Origin of the sequence: Pandoraea sp. E26 (assembly GCF_000681415.1) — a bacterium.
GTDB classification, from domain to species: Bacteria; Pseudomonadota; Gammaproteobacteria; order Burkholderiales; family Burkholderiaceae; genus Pandoraea; species Pandoraea pnomenusa.
This window is the reverse complement of sequence record NZ_AYXJ01000070.1, coordinates 1-2,688: the sequence shown is the minus strand read 5'-3', so window position 1 is coordinate 2,688 and position 2,688 is coordinate 1. Positions and strand designations below refer to the sequence as shown.

General features: G+C 67.7%; 2 protein-coding genes. Both read right to left on the bottom strand.

Annotation, left to right across the window (positions count from 1 at the left end; translation table 11 throughout):
- Positions 1 to 157 precede the first annotated feature (157 nt).
- Positions 158 to 1,294 carry a methyl-accepting chemotaxis protein gene (locus W930_RS31025; RefSeq protein ID WP_023872540.1) on the bottom strand — a complete coding sequence of 379 codons (1,137 nt, stop codon included), beginning with the start codon at positions 1,292 to 1,294 and terminating at the stop codon, positions 158 to 160.
- 242 nt (positions 1,295 to 1,536) lie between these two features.
- On the bottom strand, positions 1,537 to 2,688 hold a 1,152-nt coding region (locus W930_RS0125085), incomplete at its 5' end, for an SLC13 family permease (RefSeq protein WP_028731417.1).

Here is a 2,688-nt window from a genome sequence, read left to right as displayed (position 1 = left end):
CAGTCTGGCGCGAGGAAGACGGCGACCGCTGGCTCGTGTTCTGCCGCTGACGCCGTCCGGCGTGCTTCCTGGCGCGCTTACTGGCGCGCTTCTTCACGCGCTACCCGCCACGCTTCCCGGCAAACGCTCACTGCCGCACCGCTTCGCTGGCCCGCGATCACGCGGCAATGGCATTCGCCGTCGCGACCTGAGCGGCTGAAGGCACCGCGCTGGTGCGCTCCATGCCCGATGCGGCACTTTCGGGCCGTTGTTGCACCACGCCATACCATCCCAGTCCCTCATACGTTTCGTAGCCCGGCGTCAGCGCGTAGCCGATCATTCCGTCACCGTCCGCATCGTAGAACCCGCTCGACGCCGCGTTCGCTCCGGTCGCGCCGCGCTGGCGCCGCAGATCGAAGCGCTCGAGCAATACGCCTTCGCCGTCGGACGATGCCAGCACCCGATGTTCGGCGTCGAGCAACAGGCAGCGCGTGACGGCCCGCTCATGGGGCAGGAGCGGCACGCCTTGCACCACGGCCCTGGCCTGCGGCGCCCAGTCGAAGAAGATACCCAGCGCGCCGATGGGGCGGCCATGTGTTTCGCCATCCTCACGAATTGCCGTCGCGTAGGTCGCGACTTCGGCGTTGTGAAGCAGCTTGGCGCGCCGCACATCGAACGCGGCGTAATCGGCGCCGCTGGGCGTGCGCATCGCGGCGAGGAACCACGGGTGACGCGAGGCGTCGGCGCCGATGACGCCGGGGTAGCGGTCGGGACGCCCGTTCGCGACGATGCGCCCCGACGCGTCGGCCACCCACAGGTCGAGGTAGACGGTGTAGCTGTCGAGAATCACGCCGAGCCGCTGGCAGGCGTGGCGCACGGCCTGCGGCGACGGCGCGCCGAGCACGTCGACGAGGGCGGCGTCGGTGGCCCACCAGCGCACGTCGCACGAGCGCTCGTACAGGTTGCGATCGATGATCTCGATCATGTGATGGGCGAGATCCGTCAGGCGCTGCCCGCGATGCTGCTCGAGCTGCCCGATCATGCTGTCGCCCAGCGCCGAGAGTTCGGCAAGCGACCCGGCCAGTTCCGACGTCAGCGTCTGCGCGATGTCCGTGATGCGTTCCGAGACATGCTTGACTTCGTTCGCCACCACGGCAAAGCCGCGGCCGGCATCGCCCGCGCGAGCGGCTTCGATGAGCGCATTGAGCGCCAGGTACTTCGTTTCGCGTGTGATGTGCTCGATGGTCGCGATCTTGTCGTCGGCGACATGCTTGACGGAATGTGCCAGCTCGAAAATTCTCTCGGGTGCTGCCATGGTCGATCTCCCAAACGTGCGCTGCGTTGGCGCCGGCTGAGTGCCTGGCGAATCGAGGAAGGTCGCCAGGGCGAATCGGGCCGGCCGGAGCCGGTTCCGTGGCGAACCGGCATGAGACGAACGCGGGCACTACCGCATCGACGTCTTCGGGACAGCGTCGTGAGGGGGGAAAGATGCGGTGGCCGCAGTCTTGCGACATGCAAGCTGCGTGCCACCTTGTGCGCCGGACGATCGGAAGCGGCTCAGGGAAGCATGCCGAGCACGCGCCACCAGAGGTAGTCCAGGGGGAACAGCACCACGAGCGTGATGAGCGTCATGACGACGGTCAGCCGTGTGCCGTCGCGCATGCCGACACCGCCCAGATGCATCGCGATCATCATCGGCGGACTCTGATACGGCAACAGCACCGTCGAGAACACCGGCACCTGCAACATCAACACGGTATACAGCGGCAATCCACTGGCGGTGGACAGTTGTCCCGCGAGCGGGGTGAGCACGGCGGGCAGGCCGGGCAGCGTGGCGACCAGACCGATCGCCGCGCCGATCGCGATCAGCCAGGCGGCATTGATGGCTGGCGTGCCAGGCGTCATGCCCACGGCGTCGAGACACAGGCGCGCGACCTTCTCGCCGAGTCCGGTGTCCGCGACGACCGCGCCGACACCGAGAAAGCCCGCCACATAGATGAGCGGCGTGATGTGCATCTGCTCGGTGAAGGTCTTCGGCGTGACGATATGAATCGCGGGCAGCAGGCAGACGATCGCGGCGGCGACCGATATCCACGCCGGGGAGATGCCGTGCCACGCGTCGGTCGCGAAGCCCGCCAGCGCGAGCGCGAGAAGCATCGACAGGCGTCGGGCGTCCGTTGTGAGCGGTGCGGGCGCGGCGGACGACGTGTTGGTGAGCGGCCCGTCGTCCGGAAACAGCCGGCAAATGACCCACACGAGAATGACGGCCTTGAGCGCGCCCAGCACCGGGAAGTGCAGCAACAGATAGGGCGCGTAATGCAGCTTCACGCCATAGAACGAATCCGCCGCGCCCATCAGCACGCTGTTCGGAATGTTTGCCGGCAGGATGGTTGTCGGCGGCATATAGCTCGCGGCGGCCACCATCATCACCAGACCGGTGCGCCCGCGATGCCCCTCCGTCAGCCCGACCCGGTCCGCGAGCGCCAGCACGATGGGGATGAGCAGCAGAATACGTCCGGTCGTGGAAGGCATCACGAACGCCAGGCCGACACACGCCACCATCACCGAGGCGACGTAACGCGCGTAAGTCGGCCGCCTGAGCGAGAACAGCGTGGCGGCGATCCGCGACCCCAGACCGGTGGTGCGCACGGCGAGCCCCGTGACCGCACCGCCGAAGACCAACCACCACGCCGCCGAGTGAAACCCCGC

Coding starts and splice junctions, on each gene's coding strand:
- W930_RS31025 (WP_023872540.1), bottom strand. CDS start 1,294: ATGGCAGCACCCGAGAGAATTTTCGAGCTGGCACATTCCGTCAAGCAT.